This is a genomic window from Burkholderia sp. SR8 (assembly GCF_052851275.1).
Map to the genome: position 1 here is coordinate 83,509 of NZ_JAULUC010000002.1, position 22,437 is coordinate 105,945.

Annotated in this window: 19 protein-coding genes and 1 tRNA gene; 7 read left to right on the plus strand and 13 right to left on the minus strand. The window is 64.4% G+C overall.

Annotation, left to right across the window (positions count from 1 at the left end):
• Positions 1–241: 241 nt before the first annotated feature.
• Both Q3A80_RS02670 and Q3A80_RS02675 read left to right on the plus strand, forming a co-directional pair.
• The gene (locus Q3A80_RS02670; RefSeq protein WP_446327544.1) at positions 242–946 is read left to right on the plus strand and encodes an autoinducer binding domain-containing protein; all 705 of its coding nucleotides are present in this window, start codon (positions 242–244) and stop codon (positions 944–946) included.
• A 237-nt stretch (positions 947–1,183) separates the two neighbouring features.
• Positions 1,184–1,834 carry an acyl-homoserine-lactone synthase gene (locus tag Q3A80_RS02675; protein ID WP_446327545.1) on the plus strand — a complete coding sequence of 217 codons (651 nt, stop codon included), beginning with the start codon at positions 1,184–1,186 and terminating at the stop codon, positions 1,832–1,834.
• A 65-nt stretch (positions 1,835–1,899) separates the two neighbouring features.
• Here the strand turns inward: Q3A80_RS02675 and Q3A80_RS02680 are convergent, their stop codons facing one another.
• Positions 1,900–2,466 (minus strand): hypothetical protein, encoded by a 567-nt coding sequence (locus Q3A80_RS02680; protein ID WP_226281331.1) that lies wholly within the window; start codon positions 2,464–2,466, stop codon positions 1,900–1,902.
• Positions 2,467–3,163: 697 nt separating this feature from the next.
• Here Q3A80_RS02680 and Q3A80_RS02685 point away from each other — a divergent pair.
• Positions 3,164–3,457, plus strand: coding sequence for an H-NS histone family protein (locus tag Q3A80_RS02685; protein WP_059708362.1), 294 nt, complete (start codon positions 3,164–3,166; stop codon positions 3,455–3,457).
• A 347-nt stretch (positions 3,458–3,804) separates the two neighbouring features.
• Here Q3A80_RS02685 and Q3A80_RS02690 read toward each other — a convergent pair whose 3' ends face one another.
• From Q3A80_RS02690 to fdnG, 8 genes are all read right to left on the minus strand, one after another.
• Positions 3,805–5,058: a tyrosine-type recombinase/integrase gene (locus Q3A80_RS02690; protein WP_446327546.1), complete on the minus strand. Its 1,254-nt coding sequence runs from the start codon at positions 5,056–5,058 to the stop codon at positions 3,805–3,807.
• A gap of 170 nt (positions 5,059–5,228) precedes the next feature.
• A tRNA-Sec gene (locus Q3A80_RS02695) sits at positions 5,229–5,324 on the minus strand.
• A gap of 31 nt (positions 5,325–5,355) precedes the next feature.
• Positions 5,356–7,281, minus strand: coding sequence for a selenocysteine-specific translation elongation factor (gene selB / locus Q3A80_RS02700; protein ID WP_446327547.1), 1,926 nt, complete (start codon positions 7,279–7,281; stop codon positions 5,356–5,358).
• The gene (gene selA / locus Q3A80_RS02705) at positions 7,278–8,717 is read right to left on the minus strand and encodes an L-seryl-tRNA(Sec) selenium transferase (RefSeq protein WP_446327548.1); all 1,440 of its coding nucleotides are present in this window, start codon (positions 8,715–8,717) and stop codon (positions 7,278–7,280) included. The genes selB and selA overlap by 4 nt, the downstream gene beginning before the upstream one ends.
• A 72-nt stretch (positions 8,718–8,789) precedes the next feature.
• On the minus strand, positions 8,790–9,731 hold the full coding sequence (gene fdhE, locus Q3A80_RS02710; protein WP_446327549.1) for a formate dehydrogenase accessory protein FdhE: 942 nt from the start codon (positions 9,729–9,731) through the stop codon (positions 8,790–8,792).
• A gap of 108 nt (positions 9,732–9,839) precedes the next feature.
• Positions 9,840–10,466: a formate dehydrogenase subunit gamma gene (locus Q3A80_RS02715; RefSeq protein WP_446327550.1), complete on the minus strand. Its 627-nt coding sequence runs from the start codon at positions 10,464–10,466 to the stop codon at positions 9,840–9,842.
• Positions 10,463–11,377 carry a formate dehydrogenase subunit beta gene (gene fdxH, locus Q3A80_RS02720; protein ID WP_151062377.1) on the minus strand — a complete coding sequence of 305 codons (915 nt, stop codon included), beginning with the start codon at positions 11,375–11,377 and terminating at the stop codon, positions 10,463–10,465. Before fdxH ends, Q3A80_RS02715 begins: the two co-directional genes overlap by 4 nt.
• 10 nt (positions 11,378–11,387) lie before the next feature.
• Complete coding sequence (gene fdnG, locus Q3A80_RS02725) at positions 11,388–14,459, minus strand: formate dehydrogenase-N subunit alpha (RefSeq protein ID WP_446327551.1); 3,072 nt, start codon at positions 14,457–14,459, stop codon at positions 11,388–11,390.
• Between the two features lie 139 nt (positions 14,460–14,598).
• Between fdnG and Q3A80_RS02730 the strand changes: the two genes are divergently transcribed.
• The 3 genes from Q3A80_RS02730 (at position 14,599) to Q3A80_RS02740 (ending at position 18,075) form a co-directional block, all read left to right on the plus strand.
• Positions 14,599–15,531 carry a YihY/virulence factor BrkB family protein gene (locus tag Q3A80_RS02730; protein WP_446327552.1) on the plus strand — a complete coding sequence of 311 codons (933 nt, stop codon included), beginning with the start codon at positions 14,599–14,601 and terminating at the stop codon, positions 15,529–15,531.
• Between the two features lie 407 nt (positions 15,532–15,938).
• On the plus strand, positions 15,939–17,096 hold the full coding sequence (locus tag Q3A80_RS02735) for a porin (RefSeq protein ID WP_446327553.1): 1,158 nt from the start codon (positions 15,939–15,941) through the stop codon (positions 17,094–17,096).
• 505 nt (positions 17,097–17,601) lie between these two features.
• Positions 17,602–18,075: a VOC family protein gene (locus tag Q3A80_RS02740; RefSeq protein WP_446327554.1), complete on the plus strand. Its 474-nt coding sequence runs from the start codon at positions 17,602–17,604 to the stop codon at positions 18,073–18,075.
• 295 nt (positions 18,076–18,370) lie between these two features.
• On the opposite strand, the gene Q3A80_RS02745 is transcribed toward Q3A80_RS02740, so the two are convergent.
• Complete coding sequence (locus Q3A80_RS02745) at positions 18,371–18,688, minus strand: hypothetical protein (RefSeq protein ID WP_446327555.1); 318 nt, start codon at positions 18,686–18,688, stop codon at positions 18,371–18,373.
• Between the two features lie 258 nt (positions 18,689–18,946).
• The gene (locus Q3A80_RS02750; RefSeq protein ID WP_006492882.1) at positions 18,947–19,396 is read right to left on the minus strand and encodes an HU family DNA-binding protein; all 450 of its coding nucleotides are present in this window, start codon (positions 19,394–19,396) and stop codon (positions 18,947–18,949) included.
• A gap of 268 nt (positions 19,397–19,664) precedes the next feature.
• Between Q3A80_RS02750 and Q3A80_RS02755 the strand changes: the two genes are divergently transcribed.
• The gene (locus Q3A80_RS02755; protein WP_446327556.1) at positions 19,665–20,783 is read left to right on the plus strand and encodes an acyltransferase family protein; all 1,119 of its coding nucleotides are present in this window, start codon (positions 19,665–19,667) and stop codon (positions 20,781–20,783) included.
• 208 nt (positions 20,784–20,991) lie between these two features.
• On the opposite strand, the gene Q3A80_RS02760 is transcribed toward Q3A80_RS02755, so the two are convergent.
• The gene (locus Q3A80_RS02760) at positions 20,992–21,273 is read right to left on the minus strand and encodes a hypothetical protein (RefSeq protein ID WP_446327557.1); all 282 of its coding nucleotides are present in this window, start codon (positions 21,271–21,273) and stop codon (positions 20,992–20,994) included.
• Positions 21,274–21,409: 136 nt separating this feature from the next.
• Positions 21,410–22,297, minus strand: coding sequence for a UTP--glucose-1-phosphate uridylyltransferase GalU (gene galU / locus Q3A80_RS02765; RefSeq protein WP_040139440.1), 888 nt, complete (start codon positions 22,295–22,297; stop codon positions 21,410–21,412).
• Positions 22,298–22,437: the final 140 nt, after the last annotated feature.

Sequence of the window (22,437 nt, forward strand, 5' to 3'; positions counted from 1 at the left end):
ACGTCCTTCTCGACGCAACCTCCGACGTCGGCCATCGCATAGCGAGTGCGCAGGTATTCAGCACCCCACTACCATACCGTTTGCCGGAGTCGCTGCCACAGTGATGGCGCCCTGCTCCAGCATTTCTCTTGAATGCCACTAGGCAATAAGTGAGGCAGAAGTCATGAGAACGCGATTTCGCCATCGCACAAGCAAAAAAGCGTCCAAGCCACCACCGTGGAATGTCACATTAGCCACCCGAATGGCACCAATCCTGTCTCTCTTTACCGATGCAAAGGATATTTCTTCTCTTTCTGACTTGCTTGGCAATGCGGTGCTTCCATTGGGTTTTCCATGTTACGCCGTCACACGGATCTCCCTGACTTGCATTCGCTCTAGACCTAGCATGTCTATGGAGGCAATCTGCTCGCATTATCCCAATAACTGGGTGCAGCACTATCTACAGCACAACTATGGCCCCGTTGATCCCGTACATCGAGCGGCTTTTACTTCCTCAGGACCTTATCGCTGGGGCGATATTACCGATTTGAACCATGCTGAGCGACATGTGCTCGTGGAAGCATGCGACGCCGGACTCAAAAACGGGCTGAGCATTCCAATTCGTGAGATCGGGGGCAGTATTTTGCTCATCAATCTGTCAGGGCCGTCATCCCGTATCAATGCGGGGACGAGTCGGCAACTCGCGAGCGTAATCAGCAATCTATTCCGTTTGGAGCTGGATCGGTTCGCTCCTCCCCATCCGAGGGCGTTCATTCAGCTTTCCCCGCGTCAGCGCCAATGTCTTTCATGGGTCGCACAAGGAAAAACATCGACGGATATCTGCATGATTCTCGAAATATCCCGCCATACCGTCGAATATCATATCACTGAAGCAATGAAGGTCCTGAACGTGAATAGCAGGATAGCAGCCGCCGTCATTGCCTCCAATTACGGCCTACTTGATTAGCCACCTTATTTTCCGTCAAAGCTTTCCGTGTGTAAGCGCGCAGCCGGCGTGTTTTAACCATACCCCACGCCGCTCGAATCCCATATATTGATAATTCCTGACTAGCCGGAGATCTTCAATCTCGAACGGATAATGCGCGGCCAATATTCATTTTCGCCACCCTCCCTACCTAACTAGTTCCGCTTGTTGCTTCGACTTGATACGGTGGCGCCCATCGATAAACGATGGAGAACGCAAATGCCACTCATTATCGCGGGTAGGTTGTGCGACTTGCCGCTTGAACTTCGTGATGGACTCGGTGCGTTCCGGTACGACGTGTTCGTGCGCCGCCTCGGCTGGCCGCTCCCCGATGTTAAGGAAAATGAAACCATGGAATGGGATCACTTCGATGGCGAAAACACCATTCAGGTTGTTGAACTCACTTCCGAAGGACAGATATGTGGTTGCGCGCGTCTGATGCCAACTACCGCCCCGTACCTGCTCCGAGAACTACTTCTTCGTTCGTCGGACCTCGATTTTCCCTCCTCACCGACCGTATGGGAGCTATCGCGGTTCGCCGGTTCGGGCATGCAACTGTTTCCCTATGTCATGGCCGTCGCGGCGTCCCTCGGCGCGACCCGCATCATTGGTGTCGTCACCCAGGCAATCGCACGACTGTATCGCCGCTTTGGCCTCGATCTTCAGTATGTGGGACCTCATCCGGAGACCGCTGCCTCTCCGTTCGTGGTCTGTGCCATTGATCTCACGGCCGTCGCGTTCGCCAACCTTGGAACCGACCTCGAGAGCCTCCGATCATCAATCACGTGGCATCGATCGCTCACGTCGAACGTTCCTGGCTCGCTGAGGACCGTGCCACGCGTTGCTCATTGCACGGCAGACGTGCAATAGATCCCGTCCCGGCCGGGACCGTCGCGCTCCGCGGGAATTGGTGCGCTCGACCTCCAAGACCACAATTAGGATGTGGATCGCCGGCGGTGATGCCGGTTATCCGCGTCCTTTACCCAATCCGGCCGGATGGCGGACGCATAGGCCTGACCTGTGCGCGAACCTTCGCCGCTTGCCTGTGCGCGCAGTCCGAGACGTTCGTCAATTGCATGGGCGATAGTCGAAGATTTTGGCAGGCGGCCGTCATCGCAGTCGCCCCAAAATACATGCATCGCATCAAATAACACTGACAGAATCGCGGTTAGGTACGGCAACCGAACGATCACACCGCCTCCCATTGACTCGCCATGAATGGGACCGTGATACTCGCTTAACACGTCGGCCGGCATATCGATCCGTAGTGCGTCGAGCTCACGCTGCAATCGCTCTTCGACGCAATAGTGCGCGGTCGCCGAGTTCGCCAGGACCTTGCCAAGCTCGCGGAGCTTCTCGTCTTTCAGTTGCACGCATCTTGTGAGACGACGAATCTGTGCTTCGGCGTGTCGCAAGCGGATCTGCAGCGCCTCGCAATCGCAGGCCGGTGCCAAGCCTGCGTTTGTATCGCTTGATCGCCAAACATTATCGCGTTGCTCCATAGCAGGCCTCGCCTCGAACATGGCGATATGTACTCCACACACCGCGAAAAATCGGATCGCTGATACACCGAACTGACCGGACCCATCGCGCCGGCCTAGATCAGTGCGTCTTTTTTCGTTCCTTCCCGCTGCAGTGTCAACTGTGAAGATTAGGGGGACGTCATCCGGCAATGAGCTCGTCTGCCAAGTTCGAGCTATCTGGACAACCGAAACGTCAAATTACAACATTGGGTCAGAGTGAGTCCGTCTATGGCACGACATCATGCACGCACGAAAAAAAATAACGCGGGTTGTCTGACGTTTTACGCTTCGGCACGACCTGGCGAATACAAAATAGGCCTCCTCATTGTGTCTTCAACGCAATCCAATAGAGACAGCCCCAACCCGCCCTAGCGGATCAAAGCAGCTGACTGCACATCGCCGCCCAGCGCGTGACCGTCCAACAAGCCGCTGATGATCGTCGGAAATTTGCGTACCCAACCGCAGTAGCCCAATGGACGGCTTCGATTGTTCCGCCAGGTCCGCGGCCCCGGAAACGATAAATGATCGACTCCCGGTCCAAACGATGAGAAAATCATGCAATCGTTCCAATCGCGCTGCCGACAATGACATGTCGCAGACATGATGCGTCGCACCGAATTGCGCTGTTCAAAGCGACGATTTCAATACTGTTTCTTTTAACCACGTGGAGTGAAGAATGGCCACCTATCAAGAGTTGAAAGCCAAGGCTGAAGCACTGCTCGTGCAAGCGGAAGAAGCTAGGCAGGCCGAACTAGAGACGGTGCTTGAAGAAGTTCGCGCGCGGGTTCAGGAGTACGGACTCACGCCAGACCAGATCTTCGGCCGTAAGCGCGTACGTAGCGCGAATGGCAGCCAACCCGCAACGCCGAAGTATCAGGATCCGAAAACGGGCAAGACGTGGAGCGGGCGTGGCCGTGAACCGTCATGGATCAAGGGTAAGAAACGCGATCGCTTCTTGATCGCTGAATGATCGCCGCAGCGTTGTAACCGGTCACCCTACGGACACCCTCTGGGCCCGCGGCTTCATGCTGCAGGCCTAGTTGAATCTGTATCAAGCCGTGCCGGCCCAACCGATTCAGATCCGCCTTAGCCGACCAACGTTGAATACTCCCCCCGGTCCTTTGGAATCCATGCCGTTCGTCTCTGCGGCGACTCTATTTCACACATAGCAGCGATACCGCCAAATGTCGATCAATTCGGCCTGCATTGCAGTAGAATCAAGCGACATACCGACGACACAGCCCGCGCTCGCAGTACCGGGCAAGTGCGAACCCGCCCGACCCGCAGCACTGTTCCTAGAACAGAGGCAGCGTCGATTTAGGCAGCGAACGTTTGCGGCATAACCGGCGCCATTGACACTTCAAGCGTGCGTCCGCTTGAACAATACGCCCCCCAGTCTTCCATCATGAGCCGCCGTCTTTCAAGTTGATCGCGACGCCGATAAGCCGCTATCGTCTGCGAAGTAATGATGTGCGCCAAAGCTTCTTCTGCCAAAGAGTCCGGATAGTCGGTGCATTCGGCGACCCAATCACGAAATGTCGACCGGAAACCGTGCACGGTGATCCCTGAATACGACATGCGTTTCAACAGGGCCAACATTGCCATGTTCGACAGTGGGCGCCCTTCCGTGCAACCGGGGAAAAGATACCCATATTTGGCCTTCGGTAGCGCAGCACGCACGACTTCGACGGCTCGCTCACAAAGCGGCACGCGAAGCGGCCGACCGCTTTTCGTGCGATCGCCCGGGATGCTCCAGACGCGACTGTCGAGATCAAATTCGTCGACTCGTGCAAACCGTGCCTCGTTCGTGCGAGTCGCCGTGAGAATAAGCAGGTGCAGTACCCGTGCCGCGCGCCGGGGACGGAGTTCCAGTTCACGGACGAACGTCGGCAGGTCTTCCCAAGGCAGCGCAGGATGATGTTTTATCTGCGAGCGTTTCTTCGAGCGCGGCAATACCATTTGGAGATGGTCAACGTACCGAGCAGGGTTGCCACCGGTGCGGTGCCCCATCACGGTCTCCGCGTCGAGGATCGCCTTGATGCGACCGCGCACCCGGCGTGCCGTCTCTGCCTTTTTGGTCCAGATCGGCTGGAGAATGCGCACGATCATCGCGGTGTCGATGTCACGCACGCGCACATCGCCGATAACGGGATAGGCGTAGGTCTCCAGTGTATTGCCCCATTGCTGGACATGCTTGCGGTTTCGCCATTCCGGTTCGCGTGCGCGGATGAATGCTTCGGCCGCCTCACGGAAGGTCACATTGGCGTCGACCGAGAGATCAAGCTGTCGCCGACGCTGTTCTTCACGCCGTGCGAGGATAGGATCGATCTGGTTCCCGACCATCTCGCGATATCCGCTGGCCAGTTTCCGGGCTTCTCCAAGTGAAACCCGCGAGAGGGGGCCGAGGCCCATTTCCCGCCGACGTCCGTCGAGCTTGAAGCGAAACACCCAAGAGCGTGCGCCGCTGTCGGCGATCTGCATGTAGAGGCCACCGCCGTCCGCGTAATGGCCGGGATCGGCCGCCTTCGCGACGCGCAGCGCGCTGAGTCGATGCAACTGTCGTCCCGCCATGTCGTTCTCCTTTCCTACCCACAAAACCCACGCCGCTACCCATACTTTGTGCGGAAATTGTGCGGGACGCGAGCGGAAGCGGCAAGCACGCCGTTACCCACAAATCGCTTTGAAATCAGCGACCTGCGGCGCGTTTACGGAAGTCACCGGAATGCGCGGGAAGCCTTGACTGGCGGAAGGCAGCCGGAGTCGAACCGACCCGGGAGTGTCTGACACCCCCAACCGGGTTTGAAGCCCGGCCGTACCACCGGATACGAATGCCTTCCGAGGGAAAAAACCGAAAAGAACAACGAGCGCCTACGCCTGAATACCCGCCCAACCGCTGTCAGGCCGCAGGAAGTGAAGATCGCGGTGGAAGCGAGTATACCCAACCCGATCGAAGAACTCGAGAATCTGGATCGCGCGCTTGCGGCCGAGCCCGGTCGCATCGCGGAACGTCGCCGCGTCGAGCCCGCCGCCGCGCGTCGGCGCGAGATGCGCAACCAGCCCGGCGAGTTCGCGCACGACGTCCGCGCAATAGAACAGGTCGCGCACGATCTGGTGCACGTCGCCGCGCCGCGCGAGCTTGCGCAGCAGCGTGCGCACGGCGTCCTCGGCCGCGCCGGTATCGCGCGCGAGATCGCGGACCCACGGCGGATCGAAGCGCCCCGCATGAATCAACGGCAGCAGTTGCTGCGCCAGCGCTTCCTCGCGCGTATCGAAACTCACCGTGTGCGACGGCAGATGCAGCCACGGCCCGCTGCGCGCGAGCGCGCCCTCCTCGATCAGCGCGTCGACCAGCGCGCGCCACAGCGCCTCGCCGACGAGCGGCGCCGCCATCCGCCGCAGACGCGCCGCATCGAGGCCCTGCTCGTCCGGCATGCGCTCATGATAAGCACGCAGCACGTCGATCGCACGCGCCTGCAACGCAAGCCAGTGCGCGCGCGCGATCAGCGTGCCGTCGTTCGACGTGCGCTCGCGCTGACCAATCGAAAGCGCGTCCTCCGGCAACACGAGCACGTCCGGCGCAAACCCGGTCAGGTGCGTGAGCGTCGTGCGCGCGACACCGAGCGGCGCCTGCGCGAGCAGTGCATCGAGCCGCCCTTCGTCGAGCCACTCAGCCAGCGCGTCGAGCCACGCGCGCCGCGCGGGCGTGCGACGCTTGCGCGCCGGCCCGAACGGATCGAGCACACGGCCGCCGCCGACGGTGCGCGTCGCTTGCGGATTGCGGACGATGAAGCGATCGCCCGGTAGCGCGAACACCGGCTCGTCGAACACCAGTTGCACGCGCATCTTCTGTCCGGCAGAAAGCGTATCGCCATCGAGCAGCGCGACGTGCGCGACGCGATGCAGCGTGCCGAGATGCACGTGCAGCGGCGCCCAGTGCGTCAGCGTGAGTCCCGCATCGGCCAGCAGCGTGAGGTCGACGTCCAGGCGCGGCGAGGTCGCGACGAGCCGCGCATCCGCGACGGTATCGCCGCGCGCGATGTCCGCCTTGTCGACGCCGGCCAGGTTCAGCGCGCAGCGCGCGCCCGCACGCCCCGTGTCGACCGGCCGGTTCTGCGCATGGATGCTGCGCACGCGCGCGGCATCGCCGGTGCGCACGATCGCGAGCGTGTCGCCGGTCGTCACGCAGCCCGCGAATGCGGTGCCCGTGACGACGGTGCCCTGCCCGGCGAGCGTGAACACGCGATCGACCGCCAGCCGGAACAGGCCATCGTCGCGGCGCGCGCGCCACGCGAACGCCGCATCGGCGAGGTGACGCTTCAATGCAGCGACGCCCGCATCGTCCGCATGCGTCGCGCAGGTTTCGAAGATCGGTGCGCCGTCCAGCGTCGACCCGTGCAGCCATGCGGCGATCTCGTCGCGCACGGCCGTAACGCGTGCGGCATCGACGCGATCGCACTTCGTCAGCGCGACCGCGCCGTGCGTGACGCCGAGCAATTGCAGGATCGCGAGGTGCTCGCGGGTCTGCGGCATCACGCCGTCGTCGGCCGCGATCACGAGCAGCGCGAAATCGATCCCGCTCGCGCCGGCCGCCATCGTGTGAATCAGCTTCTCGTGGCCCGGCACGTCGATCAGGCCGAGCACGTCGCCGTTCTCGAGCGGCGTGTACGCATAGCCGAGCTCGATCGAGATGCCGCGCGCCTTCTCTTCCTTCAACCGGTCGGTGTCGACGCCCGTGAGCGCCCGCACGAGCGTCGTCTTGCCGTGATCGATGTGTCCTGCGGTCCCGACGATCATGCAGCCGGCCCCGCGAACTGCATGCACTGCGCGACGAATGCCGCTTCGTCGGCCGCTTCGAGACACCGCAAGTCGAGCCGCAGCGCATTGTCGGCGACGCGGCCGATCACCGGGCGCGGCCATTCGCGCAGCCGCTTTTCGAGTTGCACGAGCGCACGGCCGCCGCGCTTGCCGTCCGGCGTGCGCACGACGAGCCCGGCGCTCGGCAACTGGTCGACCGGCAGCGCGCCGCTGCCGATCTGGCTGAACATCGGCTCGACGCGCACGTCGAAGCCGCTGCCGAGCGCGGCCTGCAACGCCGGCCGCACGCGCTCGGCAGCCTCGGCGATGTCGCGCTGCGGCCGCGTCAGCAGACGCAGCGTCGTGAGGCGCTCGCGCAGGAATTCCGGCGCCTGGTAGAGCCGCAGCACGGGTTCGAGCGCGGCGAGCGTCAGCTTGCCGACCCGCAGTGCCCGCTTGAGCGGATGCTTCTTGATCTTCGCGACCAGCGCGCGATCGCCGACGATCAGCCCGGCCTGCGGGCCGCCGAGCAGCTTGTCGCCGCTGAACGTGACGAGGTTCGCGCCGGCCGCGACGGTTTCCTGCACCGTCGTTTCGTGCGGCAGGCCCCACTGCGACAGGTCGGCGAGCGTGCCGCTGCCGAGATCGACGGCCACCGGCAGCCCGCGCTCGCGCGCGAGCGGCGCGAGTTCGGCGAGCGTCACGTCCTTCGTGAAGCCGCTGATCGCATAGTTGCTGCAATGCACCTTCATCAGCAGCGCCGTGCGCGGGCCGATCGCGTCCGCGTAGTCGTGCAGATGGGTGCGGTTGGTCGTGCCGACCTCGCGCAGCTTCGCGCCGGCGCGGCTCATGATGTCGGGAATGCGAAACGCGCCGCCGATCTCGACGAGTTCGCCGCGCGACACGATCACTTCGCGTTTCGGCGCGAGCGCGGACAGCGCGAGCAGCACGGCCGCCGCATTGTTGTTCACGACCGTCGCGGCCTCCGCGCCGGTCAGTTCGCACAACCGAGCGTCGATCAGATCGTCGCGGTCGCCGCGGCGCCCGGTCGCGAGATCGAATTCGAGGTTGACGGGTTGCGTGAGCGCGTCGACCACCGCGCGCACCGCTTCGTCGGGCAGCAGTGCACGCCCGAGATTGGTGTGCAGCACGGTGCCGCTCAGGTTGAACACCGTGCGCACGGCACTCGCGCTTTGCGCGGCCAGCGCGCGGGCAACGGCCGCCGCGATGCGCGGCTCGTCGAGCGGCTCGGCCGCAGACGGATCCTGCTGCGCGGCGGTGCGCCAGCGTTCGAGCTCGGCGCGCACCGCGTTCAGCACGCGCGTGCGGCCATACTCCGCGAGCAGCGGCTGCAGCGGTGCGGACGACAGCACGCGCTCGACGGACGGCACGCGCGCGAGCACGGCATTCAGTTCATTCAAACCCGGTTCGGTCACGTAATCGTGGCTCCCTTTCGATGCATGGAGACGCGCGGAGCCGGCGCGCGCGCCCGCGCCGGCTCCGTGCCGTCAGTCCGCTTCCGCTTCGCGCGACATGTCCGGCCACAGCAGCGGGTTCGGTGAACTGCGCTGATAGCCGGCTTCGTTCATCAGCAGGTCGAGCGTGAGGCTCGCGAGATCGTCCGCCAGCGGCTCGAACTCGTAGTCCTTCTCCTGGTAGCCGATCTTGCGATAGGTCTTGCATTCGTCGCACGATTCGGCCTTGACGGCTTCGCTGCCGCCCTCGATCCCGTGATAAGCGATGCCCTTGGTCGAATCGCAGTGCGAACATTTCGTGCGCACCATGTGCCATTCGGTCGTGCACAGCCCGCACTGCAGGAAACGATAGCCCTGGAACTGGCCGCCGACGCGCACGACGCTCGCGACCGGATGCGTGCCGCACACGGGGCACACGCCCGGCTGGTCGAGATACGGGACGTCGGCCGGCGCGACGCGGCTCGCGAGATCGGTCCACACGACCTGCAGCGCGGCCATCAGGAACGGCGCGGTGGCCGGATCGACTTCGGCGAAGCGCAGCGCGAGGATCGCGTCGGCCTGCGCATCGAGTTCGGCGGGCGCCATCAGGCGCAGCCGGTCGAGCAGCTTCGCGAGCGACGGGTTGACGAGCCCGGCGCTTTCGACGCGGTCGAGCACTTCATACAGCACGGCGCGCCACTGCGGGTTGCGCTCGCCGTCGAGCGCCGGCACGAGCGGCATCGAATGCTGCTGCGCACGCGCGATCGCGTCGGCCGACGGCATCGGCAGGTTCAGCGCCTGCAGCGTCGCGTGCTGCGCGTCGGCCACGGTGGCCATCAGCCGCAGGTAGCCGCTGATCGGGTTCAGGTCGGCGAGCTTGCGCAGGCGGGCGGCACGCGCGGCGAACGCGGTGCCGCGCTCCGGCAGGCGGAAGCGCGGAATGGCCGAATGATCGAGCGCCGAAATCTCGGTCGGCTCCAGAATGCGTTGTGTCACGAAAATGTCTTCCAAAAAACGAAGCGCCGACGGATCGGCGCTTTCAGGCGATTCCGGCGGTTGGCGGAGCGCTACACCGCAATCGGCGTACCGCCCCGCTCCCGTGCGTTACTTCACGCTTTCGCGGAACCACTTCGGGTGGTGCTTGCGGGCCCAGCCCAGCGTGACGGTGCCGCGCACCATCGCCCCGATCGAACCCTTCACCCACAACGCCGCGTAAATGTGCACGATGATGCTCGCGATCAGCACGAAGGCCGCCACCGCGTGCACGACGGCGGCCGCGCGGATCACCCCGATCGGGAAGTAGAACGAGAAGTAGCGCCGCCAGATCACGATCCCCGACAGCAGGAGCAGCAGCAGGCACGCCACCAGCGTGAAGAATAGCAGCTTCTGTCCGGCGTTATAGCGCCCGACCGGCGGCAGCCGGTCTTCCCGGTTGGCCACCACGTCGTCGATCTGCCGCAGCCATTGACGGTCGTCCGCGTCGAGCACGTTGTGATGCCAGAAGCGCACCACGAGAATCGCGAACGACACGAACATCACGAGGCCGACGAACGGATGCAGGATCCGCGTCCACTGGCCGCCGCCGAACAGCGCGGTGAGCCAGAACATCGACGGATGGAACAGCGCGAGCCCGGACAGCGCGAGCAGCACGAACGTGATCGCGGTGATCCAGTGGTTCGTGCGCTCGTTCGGCGTGTAGCGGACGATCAGGTTGGGGTCGTCATGCTTCATTTTCCGTCCTCCTTGATGCGTCGCGCCTCGTCGCGGGCGGCGGCTTCTTCTTCGTCGGTGACCTCGTTCGGACCGACCCGCGTGTAGTGGAAGAACCCGGCCAGCGCGGTCAGCGCGAGGCCGGCGACCGCGAGCGGCTTCGCGATGCCCTTCCACAGCTTCACCATCGGGCTGATCGACGGATTGTCGGGCAGCCCGTGATACAGCGACGGCTTGTCCGCGTGGTGCAGCACGTACATCACGTGCGTGCCGCCGACGCCCTGCGGGTCGTACAGCCCCGCATGCTCGAAGCCGCGCTCCTTCAGGTCCTCGATCCGCTCGGCCGCGTGCTGCTTCATGTCCTCCTTGGTGCCGAACACGATCGCGCCCGTCGGGCAGGTCTTCACGCAGGCCGGTTCCTGGCCGACCGCGACGCGATCGGAACAGAGCGTGCACTTGTATGCGCGATGATCCTTCTTCGAGATCCGCGGCACGTTGAACGGGCAGCCGGTCACGCAATAGCCGCAACCGATGCAGTTCTCCTCGTGGAAATCGACGATCCCGTTGTTGTACTGCACGATCGCGCCCGGCGACGGGCACGCCTTCAGGCAGCCCGGATCCTCGCAGTGCATGCAGCCGTCCTTGCGGATCAGCCATTCGAGGTCGCCGGCCGGGTTCTCGTATTCGGAGAACCGCATGACCGTCCACGAATGTTCGGTCAGGTCGGCCGGGTTGTCGTACACGCCGACGTTGGTGCCGACTTCGTCGCGCAGGTCGTTCCACTCCATGCACGCCGTCTGGCATGCCTTGCAGCCGATGCACTTCGATACGTCGATCAGCTTCGCGACGCTCCCGGTCACCGGTTCGCGCGCCGTGGGCGGCGGCGTCGTGGTGGCCGAGACGCGCTTGATATCCAGCGATTGCAATGCCATCTCTTCCCCCTTACGCCTTTTCGACCTTCACCAGGAACGACTTGAATTCCGGTGTGTACGAGTTACCGTCGCCGACGGACGGAGTCAGGGTGTTGGCGAGATAGCCGGGCTTCGTCAGACCCTTGAAGCCCCAGTGCAACGGGACGCCGACCGTCTGGACCTTCTTGCCGTCGATCGTCAGCGGCTTGATCCGCTTCGTGACGAGCGCGACCGCGACGATGTGGCCGCGCTTGGACGACACCTTCACGCGATCGCCGTGCGCGACGCCGACTTCCTTCGCGAGGTCTTCGCCGATCTCGACGAATTGCTCGGGCTGGATGATCGAGTTCAGCCGCGCATGCTTGGTCCAGTAGTGGAAATGCTCGGTCAGCCGGTACGTCGTCGCGACGTGCGGGAACTCCGACACCTTGCCGAACGACGCGCGATCGTCCGGGAACACGCGGGCAGCCGGGTTGTTCAGCGCCTGCGGGTTGTCGGGGTGCAGCGGGTTCGCCGCGAGCGGCGTCTCGAACGGCTCGTAGTGCTCGGGGAACGGACCTTCGTTCATCGCCGCGCGGGCGAAGAAGCGCGCGACGCCTTCCGGGTTCATGATGAACGGCCCCATGCCGTTCTCGGGCGGTTCGTCCACCTTGAAGTCCGGCACGTCGACGCCCTTCCACGCGCTGCCGTTCCAGCCGATCAGCTTGCGGGTCGGGTCGAACGGCTTGCCGCTCACGTCGCACGACGCGCGGTTGTACAGGATCCGCCGGTTCGCCGGCCACGCCCACGCCCAGTTCAGCGTCTGGCCGATGCCGGTCGGGTCCGAGTTGTCGCGCCGGCCCATCTGGTTGCCGGCCTGCGTCCATGCGCCGCAGAAGATCCAGCAGCCGCTCGCGGTCGTGCCGTCGTCCTTCAGCTGCGCGAACGCGGCGAGCTGCTCGCCCTTCTTCACGAGCGTCTTGCCCGGCTCCTTCGGATCGGGCAGATCGGCGAGCGCCTTCCCGTTGAACTCCATCGCGAGCTCTTCGGGCGTCGGGCTTTCCGGGTTCGCGTACGGCCACGTCAGGTTCAGGATCGGATCCGGATACTTGCCGCCTTCCGTCTGGTACATCTTGCGCATGCGCAGGAACAGCCCCGCCATGATCTCGAGATCGCTCCGCGCCTCGCCCGGCGGCTCCGCGCCCTTCCAGTGCCATTGCAGCACGCGGCTCGAACTGACGAGCGAGCCGTTCTCCTCCGCGAAGCACGTGGTCGGCAAGCGGAACACCTCGGTCTGGATCTTCGACGGATCGACGTCGTTGAACTCGCCGTGCGGCTTCCAGAACTCGGACGTCTCGGTCGCGAGCGGATCCATGATCACGAGCCACTTCAGCTTCGCGAGGCCGGCCGCCGTCTTCACCATCGACGGCGCCGCCGCCAGCGGGTTGAAGCCCTGGCAGATGTAGCCGTTCATCTTGCCGGCATTCATCAGCTCGATCGCCTGCAGCAGGTCGTACTGCTTGTCGAGCTTCGGCAGGTAGTCGTATGCCCAGTTGTTCTCGGCGGTCGCCGCATCGCCCCACCACGACTTCATGAAACTGACGTGGAACGCCTTGTAGTTTTTCCAGTAGCTGAGCTGGTTCGGGCGCAGCGGCAGCTGCGTGCGCTTCTTGATGTAGCCGTCGAAATCCTGCTCGGCCTGCATCGGCAGCGTCATGTAGCCCGGCAGCAGGTTCGACATCAGCCCGAGGTCGGTCAAGCCCTGGATGTTCGAGTGGCCGCGCAGCGCGTTCATCCCGCCGCCGGCGATGCCGATGTTGCCGAGCAGCAACTGCACCATCGCGCCGGTGCGGATGATCTGCGCGCCGATCGAATGGTGGGTCCAGCCGAGCGCGTACAGCACCGTGCCGGCGCGGCCGGGCACGGCCGTGCTCGCGAGCATCTCGCACACCTTCAGGAATTTCTCCTTTGGCGTGCCGCACGCCTGCTGGACCAGGTCCGGCGTATAGCGCGCGTAGTGCTGCTTCAGCAGGTTGTAGACGCAGCGCGGGTGCTGCAGCGTCGGGTCCACCTTGACGAAGCCGTCGTCGCCACGCTCGTAGTCCCAGCTCGATTTGTCCGGATACGCGTGCTTCTCCGCGTCATAGCCGGAATAGATGCCGTCGTTGAACGCGAAATCCTCGCGCACGATGAACGTGAAGTCGGTGTAGTTCTTGACGTACTCGTGCTGGATCTTGTCGTTCGTCAGCAGATAGTTGATGACGCCGCCCAGGAAGACGATGTCGGTGCCGGTGCGGATCGGCGCGTAGTAGTCGGCCACCGAGGCCGTACGCGTGAAGCGCGGGTCGACGACGATCAGCCGCGCCTTGCGGTGCGCCTTCGCCTCCGTCACCCACTTGAAACCGCACGGATGGGCCTCGGCTGCATTGCCGCCCATCACGAGAATCACGTCCGCGTTCTTGATGTCGACCCAATGGTTCGTCATCGCTCCACGGCCAAACGTCGGGGCAAGACCTGCCACCGTCGGGCCATGTCAGACACGCGCCTGATTGTCGAATGCGAGCATTCCGAGGCTGCGGACAGCCTTGTGCGTCAGGTAGCCGACTTCGTTGCTGCCCGCCGACGCGGCCAGCATGCCGGTGGTCAGCCAGCGGTTGACCTTCGCGCCGTCTTCCGCCGTCTCGACGAAGTTCGCGTCGCGGTCGGCCTTCATCAGCTTCGCGATCCGGTCGAGCGCGTCGGCCCAGGAAATGCTCTGCCACTTGTCCGAACCCGGCGCACGATACTCGGGATGCGTCAGACGATTCGGGCTGTGGATGAAGTCGATCAGGCTCGCGCCCTTCGGGCACAGCGTGCCGCGATTGACGGGATGGTCGGGATCGCCTTCGATGTGAACGATGCTCGGCTGCGCGTTCTTCGCGCCGTCGCCGAGGCTGTACATCAGGATGCCGCAACCGACTGAACAATATGGACAGGTGTTGCGCGTTTCGACTGTGCGCGCCAGCTTGTACTGTCGGACTTCGGCGAGCGCTTCGGTCGGAGAAAAGCCCATCAGGGCGAGACTCGATCCGGCAAGCGACGTGGCCGTCACCTTCAGGAACTGGCGCCGGGACATTTGTAGCATGATGGTCTCGGCGTTTTTGTGGGGTGGGGTACAACTGAAAGGATTATAGACAGTCATCGCAACTATGATGGAATCTTCGGATCAATACCGATTTGTCTGATCCACCGATGTCCGGCGATCAACCCGCAACCGAACCGCCATGAAACGACAGATCACCTCCGAGGCCACGCGCCTCGCGCAACGGCAGGCCAACTGGGCACTCAACGCATTCAAGCGCTTCTCGTCCGACCGCTGCTCGGCGATGGCCGCGAGCATCGCGTTCTTCTCGGCGTTCTCGCTCGCGCCGACGCTCGTGATGGTGATCGCGGTGGCCGGGTGGTTCTATGGCGACGAGGCCGCGCGCGGCCAGGTGTTCGAACAGGCGCATCAGTTGATCGGCGACGACGCGGCCGCCAGCATCCAGACCATCGTGCAGAACGCGCATCGCGCAGGCGAGCGCGGCGGCGTCGCGACGCTGATCTCGTTCGCCGCGCTCGCGCTCGGCGCATCGGCCACCTTCGCATCGCTGAACACCGCACTGAGCGTGATCTGGCCCAGCACGGAAAGCCGCTGGTCGAGCGTGTTCGGGCTCGTGCGCGTGCGGCTGATCTCGTTCGGGCTCGTGCTCGGCGTCGCGTTCCTGCTGATCGTGTCGCTCGTGCTCGATACCGCGATCACGTTCATCGGCACCTGGCTGCTCGGCAATTCGCCGTACGTCGCGATCACCAACGTGCTGCAGTTCGTCGTCGGCATCGCGGTGCTCGCGGGCGCGTTCGCCGCACTGATGAAGTTCCTGCCCGACGCGCGCGTCGCGTGGCGCGACGCGATGGTCGGCGGGATCGTGTCCGCGATCCTGTTCTCCGGCGGCAAGAAACTGTTCGCGCTGTATCTCGCACGCGCGGGCACCGCGAGCGCGTTCGGCGCGGCCGGGTCGTTCGCGGTGCTGCTGATGTGGCTGTACTTCTCGGCGGCCGTGCTGCTGCTCGGCGCGGAATTCGCGGCCGCGCGCGGCGATGCGCATGGCCGCACCGGCAAGGTGCCGGCCGCAGCCGAGCCGGCCGATCGCGCTGCCGACCGCGCACGCGACCACTGACCTCCCGCCTATCGCTTCGCCCGCGGCCGCGCTACGCGATCGCGCTTCGTTTCGCAACGGCGTCATCCCCCACGCATGGCTGCACGTTGATGCGTTCGTTGCATCGGCGCGCGACGCGCGCTGCAACGGCAAACGTTTGCACACCCCGATTTCCGCGCGCGGACCCGCGAAATCCGCCCGCTTGTTGCCGAGCGCACCATCCGCTGCAACAATCGCAGCGCAGCAATTGTCAACTGTTTCAAAAAGAGGAACAGTCGTTGATGTGCTTGATCTATATGGATTTTTTCTCGCTGTTACCTTTTCGAGACACTTTATTTTTTAAGCTTTCTTGCATGTATGGCACTGAGCTATTCTCCAATCCGCAACAAATAACGAATGACGAATCATTTGCGTGGAGATACTCAACGATGAAGAAACTCGCTCTCTCGACCCTCTCGCTCGCCCTGCTGGGCGCCGCTGGCGCTGCTCACGCTCAGTCGAGCGTGACGCTGTACGGTGTGATCGACACGTCGATTGCATGGGTTCACGGCAATAACGGCCAGGCCAACAACTCGTGGCAAATGCTGTCGGGCAACCTGCAAGGCAGCCGCTGGGGCCTGAAAGGCGCCGAGGACCTCGGCGGTGGCCTGAAGGCGATCTTCCAGTTGGAAAACGGTTTTGATCCGGGCACGGGTCACCTGAACCAGGGCAACCGCCTGTTCGGTCGTCAAGCGTTCGTCGGTCTGCAGAGCAACCAGTACGGTACGCTCACGCTGGGCCGCCAGTACGACCCGCTGGTCGACCTGGTTCAGGCAGTCACGGCCGACAACTACTTCGGCAGCGTGATGGCAACGCCGGGCGACGTCGACAACAACGACAACTCGCTGCGCGTCAGCAACGCGATCAAGTACACGTCGCCGGTCTGGGGCGGTCTGCAAGTCGAAGGCATGTACGCACTCGGCGGCGTCGCAGGCAAGACGGGTTCGGGCCAGACGTGGTCGGTCGCAGCTGCATACAACAACGGCCCGGTCGGCGTTGCAGCAGGCTACTTCTACGCAGCCAACCCGTCGCCGACGACGACGGCTGGCCGTGCAGGCTGGGGTTCGACGACGTCCGACGCGATCTTCGACGGCCCGATCAACTCGGGTTACGCAACGGCGAAGTCGATCGCCATCGCGCAAGTCGCAGGCCAGTACGCAATCGGCCCCGTGACGTTCGGCCTCGGCTACAGCAACGCACAGTACAAGCCGGACGCATTCTCGGGCTTCGGTTCGACCGAAAAGTACAACACGGGCCGCGCGTTCGTGACGTACCAGGTCACGGCACCGCTGCTGCTGGGTCTCGGCTACTCGTACACGAAGGCGAGCGGCGATACGGACGCGAAGTACCACCAAGTCGGCGTCGGCGCGGACTACTCGCTGTCGAAGCGTACGGACGTCTACCTGGTTGGCGCATACCAGCACGCGAGCGGCACGCAGCTCGTCGACGGCGTTCGCCAAACCGCGCAAGCGTCGATCGCTTCGTACGGCTTCGCCGGCAAGAGCTCGGCCGAGCTGGTCGCGGTCGGCATTCGCCACAAGTTCTAAGAAGTACGTTTCCGGTGTGCATGGCGTCTCCGACGCCGTGCCGCCGAACTGCAAAACCAGTCACCGGTTTCGGCCGTGGCTGGTTTTTTTTCGTCCGTTGCCGGCTGCGCCGTGGCGGGCGACGAGCGTGGTCCGGAACTGCCGGGGTTCGGCGCTCGATCACGAGCGGCGCGTGGGCCGCCTGTCAGGCGCGCGAGGTCATTCCGGCGCGTAGCGCTGTCGCGGTGCCCGCGTATGGCCCCGTATGACCGCGCACGACCGCATTGGCGCCTGAAGCGACGGCCGCCGCCGTCCGCCCGTGCGACATGCCGGCCGGAACGTATGCCGGCCGAAGCAGAAGCCGGCCGCGCACGCCATGCCGGACTCCGCCCCGCTCACCCCGATCTCTCGATGTGCCGACACGAACCACGTATGCTTCGACGTGTCGATTTCGACGGCCGTCGTCTGTCGTATCGATGGCGGCACGCAGCGTGCCGCATCACCGACACCCGACAGGAGACGCTCCATGACGATTCAGAAGATCACGCCGTTCCTCTGGTACTCGACGGAAGCCGAAGAAGCTGCGGCGTTCTATGCGGGCATTTTCCCGAACTCGCGCGTCGTGCGCGTCACCGAGGTGTCCGGCACCGCCGGCACGCGGATGGTCGAATTCGAGCTGTTCGGGCAGCCGTTCATCGCGATGAGCCATCCGCGCACCGAGACGTTCAATCACGCGATCTCGCTGATGGTCAGCTGCGCCGACCAGGCGGAACTGGACCGCTACTGGAGCGCGCTGCTCGACAACGGCGGCACGGCCGACGGTTGCGGCTGGGTGCGCGACCGGTTCGGCGTGTCGTGGCAGATCGTGCCGGACGAACTGATCCCGATGATGGCCGACCGCGACGAGGTCAAGGCGGCGCGCGTGGCCGCGGCGATGATGCAGATGACGAAGTTCGACGCCGCCGCGCTGAAGGCCGCATACGAAGGCACCGCGGGCTGACGACGCGCCGGTACCACGCGCCCGTTCACGGGCGGCCGAGCCGCCGATGCGGCGCGTGCAGTGCGCACGCCCACGTCGCCACGGCAACGCCATGGGCAGGATTGCATCGTGCCGTTACGCAATCGCGGGCAGCCGGTGTTCGCGCGCCGCGCCGCTACGTCGGCAACATCGCCTCGACGATCCCGCCGCGCGCAGCGAACGAATGCGGCAACCGGTTCGCCGGACAGTAGCGCAGCGTCACCGTGCCCGCGCAGATAGACGGCGCGCGCAGCCGATACGCCGCACGCGACGACGATCACGTCCGGTACGCGCAGCGCGTCGCGCCACCCGGCAGCGGCGACACATCGAGCAAGTCGGACATCGGCGCGCGCCGCACGGCATCGCGCGGCGACGCGCCGATCGTCACGGGCAGATCGATGTCGCCGTGCGGTTTCGATTCGCCGTCGAACGCCGAACCGAACACGTGAATCGCCTGCAGCGTCGCTGCCGAGATGCCGAGATGCCGAGATGCCGAGATGCCGAGATGCCGCTCGATCGTCGCGCATGCAACCGCCGCGCGGGCGGCGATCTCGACGGGAACGATCGTCGCGTTCGCGCTCATCACGTCAAGCACGTGCGATTCGCGCGCAACGCGCGGCTGGCTATCCGGCGACGCGCGCCGGCACGAACCCGGACACGGCGATCCGGCCATCGTCGAGAATGCCGCGCGGCACCGGATGCGCGTCGCATCGTGCAAGCCGCGCCGCATGACATGACGCAATGCCTCGTCGGTTTGCGCGACGCAATAAAAATCCCCGCACGCTTTCGCGTGCGGGGATCGTCGGACATCGCACCGGCCGCCGACATGCATTCGGCGGCCGGTGCGCGGGCATTACGCCGCCGCGTCCTTCAGCTTCTTCAGCGCACGTGCCTTCACGCGCACGCTGGCCGGCTTTGCCGGGAACCAGCGCTCTTCGCCCGTGAACGGATCCTTGCCGAAGCGCTTCTTCTTCGCCGGCACGACTTGCGCCGTGATCTTCAGCAGACCCGGCAGCGTGAATTCGCCTGCGCCCTTCTTGTGAACCGAGCCCAGCACGACGTTCTCGAGTGCGGCGAGCACTGCCTTGACCGCCTTCACTTCGACAGCTGCGCGCTCAGCGATGTGCGTTGCGAGCGATGCCTTCGTGAACTTGTCCTTCAGCGGCGTCGGAGCGGCCGGTGCTGCCTTCGCGACAGCCTTCTTGGCCACTACTTTCTTCGCGGGCGCAGCCTTTTTGGCAGCCACTTTCTTGGTGGCCGGTGCGGCAGCCTTCTTGGCCACCTTTTTTGCGGAAGTCGCCATGTTTCTCCTACCAGGTGTGGTCGTTGGATACACGAAGCGTGCAACGCGCGCGCTTCAACGCCGGATTCTACAAGCGCCTTGACGCTTCGTGGAGTACTTTTATGCGTTTTCGCGGGGTTTCCCGCAGGTTTTGTTGCGCGCGACCGACTCCGGGGACGCTCGAGCATCGAAAAACACCTTCACGTATACGTCGAAACGCGCCCGAACGCGAATTACGTTCGATATTTGCGCACCTATACTGACCTCGCTCAGTGCCCCGGATGCCTTCATGCGCGAAGTCAGATACGTCAAAGGACTCGACGGCCTGCGAGCCATCGCCGTCATCCTCGTTTTCCTGTCCCACAAGGGCCACGTCCTCGCTGTCGACGTGGGCAAGCTCGGTGTGTGGACGTTTTTCTTCATCAGCGGATTCCTGATCGTCGGCGAACTGCATCGCAACCGTCAGGCGATCGAATGCGGCACGATGACGCGCCGCCATGCGCTCGCGCTGTTTCTCGCGAAGCGTGCACTGCGGATCTTTCCCGTCTACTACCTGCTGCTCGCCGCGCTCGCGATCGCGCACGCGCTGTTCTACCAGCGCGGCGTCAATCTCGGGCTCGCATGGCACGCGACGTTCCTGTCGAATTACTGGATCGGCGTCGTCAAGGACGGCTGGCCGGGCTCCACGTCGCACTTCTGGAGCCTCGCCGTTGAGCAGCAGTTCTATCTGATTGCGCCGCTGACGCTGCTCGCGGTGCCTGCCGCGCGCCACGTCGCGCTCGGTGTCGCGGCCGTCGCGCTGTGCGCGTTCGCGCATCTCGCGCTGTATGCGGTCGACGCGTCGCCGGTATTGATCTACGCGTTTTCCCCGTGGAATTTCGCGCTGATCGCGCTCGGCGGCATCGGCGCGATGGCGCTCGCCGATCGCGGCCCGGCCGTCGTCCGTCGCATTCCGCCCGGCTGGCTCGGCGCAGCAGGCGTCGTGTTCTTCCTCGTCCTGCCGGCACTCACGACGTTGCCGGACCTCGTCACCGGGTTCGTGGATCTCGGGCTGTCCGCGTCGCTCGGCGCGCTGATGCTGTGGATCGTCACCGAGCCCGACCATCCTGCCGTCGCGCTGCTCGACTGGGGCCCGCTCGTCTATCTCGGCACGATCAGCTACGGCTTCTACCTGTTCCACAACCTGATTCCCGCACGATTCGGCGAGATGCCGGCACTGTTCGCGCACGTGCCGATGCCGGAAATCGTCCGCGCAGCGCTGCCCGAACTGCTGCAGTTCGCGCTCGCCGTGCTGCTGGCCCACCTGTCGTGGCGCTTTCTGGAAAAGCGCCTGCTCGACCTCAAGAAACCGATCGCCGCGATGCTCGCGCGGTACTTCGTCGCGCGGCCGAGCACGTCGGCACGCTGAGTGACGGCGAACGCGACGGCACGCGCGCCGCGGCGCGATAGCGGCGACACGCCGGCGATGCGCGTTGCCGGACCGGCGCGATGCGCGCTCCTTCGTTCTTCCGAAGCGGGCGTTGCATCGGCGGACGACGGTGCCGCACGGCGCAACATGCCGGGGCGACCCCGGCGTCCGTTCCGCTTCGACATCCTGCGAGCCGGAATCGGTGCCATCATGCCGCGCGACAATCCATCAAACCGCACGCGACCCGCACGTCGGCACCGGTTTCGTCATCGCGGCATTCGCGACACCACCCATCACGCATGGCCCCCGAATCGACGCGCGAGGCGGCCATCCGTCGTTGCCGCGCGCGTTCATCGCGATCGGTCAGGTCACGAAGCAGAGCGACGCGCTCGCTGCCGAGCGTGATGCACCGGGATCGCCACGAACGCGCCAGTTCGATCCGATTCGCCGCCACCGCTGCAGCCGCCGACTGCCCCGCTGCCGCCACCATGCACCAGCGCAGCCGCTACCCCAAGCATGCGCCGACTCACCGCGCGCTTCGCCCGCACGCAAAAAAGCCCCGGCGCACGAAGCGGCCGGGGCCAACGGAACAACCACCACCTGAAACAGCGGAGCAGCGCGGCTGCTTATGCGACGGCAGCCAGCGCGGGCAGGCAGGTACGCAGGTACGCCTCGAATTCGCGGCTCACTTCCGGATGCTGGAGCGCGAGCTCGACGGTCGCCTTCAGATAACCGATCTTGCTGCCGCAATCGAAACGCGTGCCGTAGTAGCGGTACGCGAGCACCTGTTCGTTCGCGAGCAGCGACTGGACGGCGTCCGTCAACTGCAGCTCGCCGCCCGCGCCCGGCTTGAGCCGGCGCAGGTGATCGAAGATCGTCGGCATGAACACGTAGCGGCCGACCACGCCGAGATTCGACGGCGCGTCTTCCGGCGCCGGCTTCTCGATGATGCCCGACAGCTTGATGATGTCCTCTTCCCATTCGCGGCCTTCGACGACGCCGTACGAACGGCTGTCCTCGCGCGCGATCGTCTCGACCCCGATCACCGAGCTGTGATAGTGGTCGAACACGTCGACGAGCTGCTTGAGCACCGGCTGTTCGCCGTGCAGCAGGTCGTCGGCGAGAATCACCGCGAACGGCTCGCCGTGCACGAGCTTCTCCGCGCACAGCACCGCATGGCCGAGACCGAGCGCTTCCGGCTGACGCACGTAGAAGCAGTTCACGTGGCTCGGCTTGATGCCGCGCACGAGCTCGAGCAGCTTTTCCTTGCCGCGCGCCTCGAGTTCGGCCTCGATCTCGTACGACTTGTCGAAGTGATCCTCGATCGCGCGCTTGCTGCGCCCCGTCACGAAGATCATCTCGGTGATACCGGCGTTGATCGCTTCCTCGACCGCGTACTGGATCAGTGGCTTGTCGACGACGGGCAGCATTTCCTTCGGGCTCGCCTTCGTTGCCGGGAGGAACCGCGTGCCGAGACCGGCAACGGGGAACACGGCCTTGGTGACTTTCAACATGTTCGCATCCTGATTGCGTTGACTGCGCCGCGTCGCCCTGCGACGCGGCGCGATTGTTTTCCGAACGGCATATCGAGAATCGACGGCACGGCCAATTCCACTCCGCTCATTTTCGATATGAACCGATTGCCCACGCTTTC

Excerpts from the sequence above, each read along its gene's own strand:
- Q3A80_RS02735 (WP_446327553.1), top strand. The coding sequence starts at position 15,939 with ATGAAGAAACTCGCTCTCTCGACCCTCTCGCTCGCCCTGCTGGGCGCC.
- Q3A80_RS02690 (WP_446327546.1), bottom strand. The coding sequence starts at position 5,058 with ATGGCGGGACGACAGTTGCATCGACTCAGCGCGCTGCGCGTCGCGAAG.
- Q3A80_RS02715 (WP_446327550.1), bottom strand. The coding sequence starts at position 10,466 with ATGAAGCATGACGACCCCAACCTGATCGTCCGCTACACGCCGAACGAG.
- Q3A80_RS02675 (WP_446327545.1), top strand. The coding sequence starts at position 1,184 with ATGCCACTCATTATCGCGGGTAGGTTGTGCGACTTGCCGCTTGAACTT.
- galU (WP_040139440.1), bottom strand. The coding sequence starts at position 22,297 with ATGTTGAAAGTCACCAAGGCCGTGTTCCCCGTTGCCGGTCTCGGCACG.
- Q3A80_RS02740 (WP_446327554.1), top strand. The coding sequence starts at position 17,602 with ATGACGATTCAGAAGATCACGCCGTTCCTCTGGTACTCGACGGAAGCC.
- Q3A80_RS02750 (WP_006492882.1), bottom strand. The coding sequence starts at position 19,396 with ATGGCGACTTCCGCAAAAAAGGTGGCCAAGAAGGCTGCCGCACCGGCC.
- Q3A80_RS02685 (WP_059708362.1), top strand. The coding sequence starts at position 3,164 with ATGGCCACCTATCAAGAGTTGAAAGCCAAGGCTGAAGCACTGCTCGTG.
- Q3A80_RS02730 (WP_446327552.1), top strand. The coding sequence starts at position 14,599 with ATGAAACGACAGATCACCTCCGAGGCCACGCGCCTCGCGCAACGGCAG.
- fdxH (WP_151062377.1), bottom strand. The coding sequence starts at position 11,377 with ATGGCATTGCAATCGCTGGATATCAAGCGCGTCTCGGCCACCACGACG.
- Q3A80_RS02670 (WP_446327544.1), top strand. The coding sequence starts at position 242 with ATGGCACCAATCCTGTCTCTCTTTACCGATGCAAAGGATATTTCTTCT.
- selB (WP_446327547.1), bottom strand. The coding sequence starts at position 7,281 with ATGATCGTCGGGACCGCAGGACACATCGATCACGGCAAGACGACGCTC.
- Q3A80_RS02680 (WP_226281331.1), bottom strand. The coding sequence starts at position 2,466 with ATGGAGCAACGCGATAATGTTTGGCGATCAAGCGATACAAACGCAGGC.
- Q3A80_RS02755 (WP_446327556.1), top strand. The coding sequence starts at position 19,665 with ATGCGCGAAGTCAGATACGTCAAAGGACTCGACGGCCTGCGAGCCATC.
- Q3A80_RS02760 (WP_446327557.1), bottom strand. The coding sequence starts at position 21,273 with ATGGTGGCGGCAGCGGGGCAGTCGGCGGCTGCAGCGGTGGCGGCGAAT.